Source organism: Cellulosimicrobium sp. KWT-B (genome assembly GCF_002127155.1).
Classification (GTDB): domain Bacteria; phylum Actinomycetota; class Actinomycetes; order Actinomycetales; family Cellulomonadaceae; genus Cellulosimicrobium; species Cellulosimicrobium funkei.
In genome coordinates, this window is sequence record NZ_NEDO01000010.1 from 1 (window position 1) to 4,990 (window position 4,990).

A 4,990-nucleotide genomic window follows, 5' to 3' on the forward strand; every position below is an offset into this window, starting at 1 on the left:
CTTCGCCCGCCATTGACCCCGAGCACCCACCCTACGAAGTGCACGTGCGCGGCGCGGCGCGCTGCGCGACCCGTGAAGCCGCAGAAGCCGTTGCCCACGAGATCGAGATGATTGGGGCGGTCTGGAGCCCCTTTGGCAGCGCAGGAACGCACAAGACTCGTATCTCACAGGTTGTCGGCACGGTCGCTACATATCTCGACCGAGACATGCTCTCGCCGAAGGTGACGGTCTACGAGCTCTAGACCAGCGATGCTTTGAGCCGATGTCCGGTCTCCGCGACTGGACGTGCCTTACCTGAGCCATGGCGAATCGGCCGGGACGCATGTGGAGTACGGAATGTGGCGACCGAATTCCGAACCAGATCGTCGTTGGTTCATCGGTCGAGCAGGATGTCCGCAGCTTGCTCACCGCTGCGACCAATAAGTGACCGGACCCCATTTGTTGGTCCAGTCGTTATGAGGTTCGGGGTTGGTGTTCAGCATGCCATCTCCGGGTGAATTCCGGGGGGGTGAGGTATCGGAGTGATTGGTGGGGGCGGTAGTGGTTGTCTTCGTCTCGCCAGTCTTCGATGAGGACTTGGGCTTCGAAGAGACTGTTGAACGTCTCGAGGTTCAGGAGTTCGTCGCGGAGTTTGCCGTTGAAGGATTCGACGTAGGGGTTCTGCCAGGGTGCGCCGGGTTCGATGTAGGACGTGGTGATCTGGTTGAAGCGGCACCAGTCTCGTAACGCTTGGGAGATGAGTTCGGGGCCGTTATCGGACCGGATGTAGCGCGGTGTGACAGCTCGTTTCTCGACGAGGTCCTCTAACACCCCGACGGTGCGATCCGCGTCGATCGACCGGGCCGGACACACGCCAGGGCTGCACGGGTGAACTCGTCGGTGACGTTGAGGACTTTGATCGGCCGTCCTTCTCTCGTCTCGTCGAAGACGTAGTCCAGCGCCCAGATGTGATCGGAGTGCGACGCAGTGACCGACCCGGGGGTCCGGGCACCCCCCACCTGGCCATCGGATGCTCGTCCAATCGAGCTATCGCTCGTAATGGCCGTGCGTTGATCGTTATTATAGGGCGTAACAGTATCGCGCGCAATAGTGTGCGACAGCCAGATCGTGCTCGGGACGCGGGCGTACTTGATGGACACAGGTCGCCTTGCCAGATCTTTCCGGGCGGTGCGGCGGCACAGTCCGACAAGGACATTCTGTAGGGCATGGGTTTGCAGTCAGCCGGCATGGCCTCCGTACATCGCCGTCAGGGGCTGCGAGGCCTCGAAGCTTCCCAACCATTCCTCTCGCGGAAGCCGGCGACGGCGCTCTCACCCGAGAACCTCGACGACTCCTACTTGCTCGCGGTAATCGCCTCGATTCCTTCACGTTGGCCGAATCCAGCCGGTCGCCCACAGGCGCCTCGAAGTACGAGGCACTTGCGTTAGGGGTGCCCGCTGGTATTCGGTCCGTCCACGACCGCCAATGGAGCGATCGTGCAATTCCTTCTGGGGCACTTCAAGGATGGGAAACCGCGCGGATTGATCCTGGAGTCGCCGTACTGCGACCCGGACCTGATCCTCATCGACGTGGGCTACGTCCTGCCGGCTCCGATGCACCTCAACACCTCGACACCTCGGGTTTCGGGGATGTCGTCTGCGACTGCGCCTGCATCATCGAATGGAAGCAGATGGCGAGAAATGGCATCGGTCCGGCGTTCGACAAGGAGCTGGTTCGGCCGATCTTCGAGCGTTACAAGCAGATCGTCGGCGAAGTCGGCTCGACCTTCGGCTCCTGAGGCAGGATCACCGCGGCCACGCTGCCGCTGAGCGTCGATTCGCTCGCCGCGCGCGACGACTTCGAGTCAAAGACCCTGGGAACCTCTCGGATGGATTCGACAATGTTTTCTCAGCTTTCCGAAGGCGATCACGCCTTCCGCCGGTTCCTTGAGGTCCCGACCGGCAAGACGTGGCTCCAAGGCGAGGTCACTTTCTTGGGGTGCGTGATAATCGCCTGGCATGTCAGCGATGACCTCGAGACGATGATTCGATGGATGGACGCCCGCCGAATCCGTTGGCGTCCTCAGGACCAAGGGATCGCGCTGAGTTGGCTCGAGGTCTGGCCGAGGGACCGGCCACGACCCAAGAGCTTCAGCTACAACTGGGACACCATCCTCCACCGCTAACCCATCTGTGGCGCTCGCGACGAGCTTTGGACGTCCTCGGGCAATCGCATGAGCAGTCCGGGATCGATTCGTCGCGTCGCCAGGGCTGGCCCCACGCCGATCGACCCTCGTCGCCAGCAGGTATATCGCTGGCCACGCGTGCTGCGACGGTTCGATGTGTATGCTCTCACCAGACGACTGCCCAGAGTCGGCACCGCCCTGAGGGCTCCGGATCGCCGAGCTGTGGGAGACGTCCAATTCCGCTGACGTGGGTTCGGAGATGGACCCAGCGGCCGCGCTAGCGTCAGACGATGCGGTCCCGGGGCTACCCGCTGCCGTCTCGTCACCTTCGGCGCCGGACGTCGCTCCGCGCTGCGTCGTACGCACGAGGTAACCTCTCAGATCGATATCGCCTGCTCGATCGAGTTGCTCCTCGAGGATGGCACCGCGGTCGCGGTAGCACCCGGCGACGTCGTGATCGTGCCCGACGTCGTTCATGGGCTGGCAGGTCGGCGTGAAGGGGTGCACGATGCTCGTGATGATGGTCGAGTCGACAGCTTCTCAAAGCGGACGCTGATCGCGAAACCGAAAGCAGGAATGGGATCCGGAGGAGACATGTCCCCTGAACAAGAAGGCAGCCAGCGGGCGGTGCGGGTGCGATCGGCGTTGGAGCCCGTCGCGATGTCGCTCAAGGCCGACGGATACGGATTGCAGGTCCACACGGACGGGATGACCATCCATATCGCGATCGCTGCATTCCCCGACGCCTGCGAGGAGTGCCTGGTCCCGAAGCCACTTATGAAGTCGATCATCACGTCTACGTTGGAGGGCGCGGGTCTCACGGGGTCGATCGAGCTCGTCTACCCGAACGAGGCGGATGCCCAGGACGCGACCACCTGAAGCCATCGAGCTGGTGCTCGAAGCTCGGAACGGAGGATCTCTGATGCTCGAAGAGCTGGCCTTGCCGATCGAGCTCTCCGAAGAGGTGTTGAGGGAACAGCTGTGGACCGACGGCCTCCCCGTCCAACTCCCCATGCGAGACCGAGTGGATGACTTCATCGCCCGAAGCGGCCTCGACCGCGATGAGGTGGTGGGACCGGTGCCCCCGGCCTTCGGCATCGCGACCGTGGAGAACGTCGCGGTCAACGCGTTCATGGCCGGCTGCCGCCCCGACCACCTCAAGGTCGTGGTTGCGATGGTGTCCTCGATCCTCAAAGACGAGTTCGATCTCTACAACGTTCAGTGCACGACCAATCCAGTCGCTCCCATGACGATCGTCAACGGACCGATCCGGCATGAGATCGGCATGAACTTTGGACGCGGATGCATGGGGCCAGGCCCGCAGCCGAATGGCGTCATCGGTCGGGCCCTCCGTTTCGTCATGGGTAACATCGGTGGATCCTTCGACGACATGATCGACATGGCACAACACGGCTCCCCTCTGAAGTACACGTTCTGCTTCGCCGAGGCGGAAGAGGAGAGCCCGTGGGAGCCACTTCACGTCTGGCTTGGCTACGACCGCGAGACGAGCGTGGTGACGACGCTCGCAATCGAGACCTTGATTGACCAGACCATCAACTTCGGAAATACCGAGGCGATCCACCTGATCGACGGTTACGGCCGCGTCATGCGGAATCTGGACATCAACTACTTCTGGTCCGATGGAAACCCAGTCCTCATCATCAATCCGCCATATGCCGCCATGCTTGCCGACGCCGGTTTCGATCGATTGACCTTGCAAGAAGCCCTCTTCGAGGAAGCGCGAATCCCGCTCGAAGAGCTGCCGTACGGCAACGTCCCACCTGGGAACTGGACCGTCGTCGATGGAAGGGTGCTCGCCGTGAAACGTCCTCAGGACATCTACATCGTGGTGGCCGGGGGTTCAGGAGGTCATCACATGATGTACGGCGGCGCCTTCGGTCTGAGCAAGGCTACGAGCTTCCCGGTTTCGCGCTGAGCACCCAAGGCCATGGCGGAGACACTCGACGCCCCACCGATCGGCACACTCGAGCTCGCGCGGTGATCCAGGTTGTCCGATCACCTCTCGGTGGGCTCGTCTAGACCAAGCACGAGGTGGGCGACGCGCGCGACTTCCTCTCGAAGCGACTCCCCCGTCAGGTACGGCGCATCTTCTCGTAATACGACCACCGTCTCGGGATCCCCGCCATAGCTCTGGACGCAGGCCCTTCCCCACGCTCGGAACGACTCGGTCACCATCGGCGGCGCGGTAATGCCCCGACGCACGAGCTCAACGCTGGCGTGGCAACTCCACGCCGTGCAGCTGCCTCAACTCCCGAGCCCGGTCACCGCTCCCGCCACCTTGGCTGCGATGTCGTCGAGGAACTCGGTCGACGCGAGATCGGTGTAGCTGGGTGCTCGGAACCACTGAACATCACCGGCTCCGAGGCGCCTGAGCTCTTGCTCGAGCATCACACCGATGTCCAGGAGCAGGCCGTCGTCCACGATCCCGACCGTGGCGCCGACCAGGTTGCGGGACAACGCTGCCGGCACCTGGGCTTCAGCCTTGGGCTTGGCGAACGCGTTGGGCCTCGGCGAGTACATCAAGAGCTCGGTCATGAGACGAGTCCCTTCATCCGCAGCAACTCATTGGCACTAGCTCGTACCCGCGGCGACAGTCGCGAACGCCACGGACATGTCGAGGTCGTAGAGCTTGGCGGCATTCTGGTACATCAGCTTGGCGATCACCTCGTCGGGGAGGCCCGTGAGTGCTGATTCCGCCATCTCCCGCGGTCGCCGAGCGGGGGACGCGGGCCCCGGCGACAGGCTGGTCGGGTGCGGGAAGTCGCTCTCTAACATGAGTGTGTCAGAGAGCTGCGCGGCACCACT

Annotated in this window: 6 protein-coding genes; 3 read left to right on the forward strand and 3 right to left on the reverse strand. The window is 62.8% G+C overall.

Annotation, left to right across the window (positions count from 1 at the left end):
* Positions 1-242, forward strand: a 242-nt coding sequence (locus tag B9L22_RS20095) for a hypothetical protein (RefSeq protein ID WP_198947351.1), incomplete at its 5' end; no start/stop codon positions are given.
* 211 nt (positions 243-453) lie between these two features.
* Here B9L22_RS20095 and B9L22_RS20765 read toward each other — a convergent pair.
* Complete coding sequence (locus tag B9L22_RS20765; protein ID WP_369824883.1) at positions 454-852, reverse strand: integrase core domain-containing protein; 399 nt, start codon at positions 850-852, stop codon at positions 454-456.
* Positions 853-2,617: 1,765 nt separating this feature from the next.
* On the opposite strand from B9L22_RS20765, the gene B9L22_RS19410 reads away from it, so the two are divergent.
* Both B9L22_RS19410 and B9L22_RS19415 read left to right on the forward strand, forming a co-directional pair.
* Positions 2,618-3,043 carry a hypothetical protein gene (locus B9L22_RS19410; protein ID WP_143317403.1) on the forward strand — a complete coding sequence of 142 codons (426 nt, stop codon included), beginning with the start codon at positions 2,618-2,620 and terminating at the stop codon, positions 3,041-3,043.
* Positions 3,044-3,086: 43 nt separating this feature from the next.
* The gene (locus tag B9L22_RS19415; protein ID WP_086151577.1) at positions 3,087-4,100 is read left to right on the forward strand and encodes a hypothetical protein; all 1,014 of its coding nucleotides are present in this window, start codon (positions 3,087-3,089) and stop codon (positions 4,098-4,100) included.
* A gap of 329 nt (positions 4,101-4,429) precedes the next feature.
* On the opposite strand, the gene B9L22_RS19420 is transcribed toward B9L22_RS19415, so the two are convergent.
* The gene (locus B9L22_RS19420) at positions 4,430-4,720 is read right to left on the reverse strand and encodes a hypothetical protein (protein ID WP_086151578.1); all 291 of its coding nucleotides are present in this window, start codon (positions 4,718-4,720) and stop codon (positions 4,430-4,432) included.
* Between the two features lie 36 nt (positions 4,721-4,756).
* Positions 4,757-4,990 (reverse strand): amidohydrolase family protein (locus B9L22_RS19425; protein WP_158097232.1); only part of this gene is annotated, 234 nt, incomplete at its 5' end.

Bases quoted from the DNA above. Each gene is read 5' to 3' on its own strand.
- B9L22_RS19415 (WP_086151577.1), top strand. From the start codon at position 3,087: ATGCTCGAAGAGCTGGCCTTGCCGATCGAGCTCTCCGAAGAGGTGTTG.
- B9L22_RS19420 (WP_086151578.1), bottom strand. From the start codon at position 4,720: ATGACCGAGCTCTTGATGTACTCGCCGAGGCCCAACGCGTTCGCCAAG.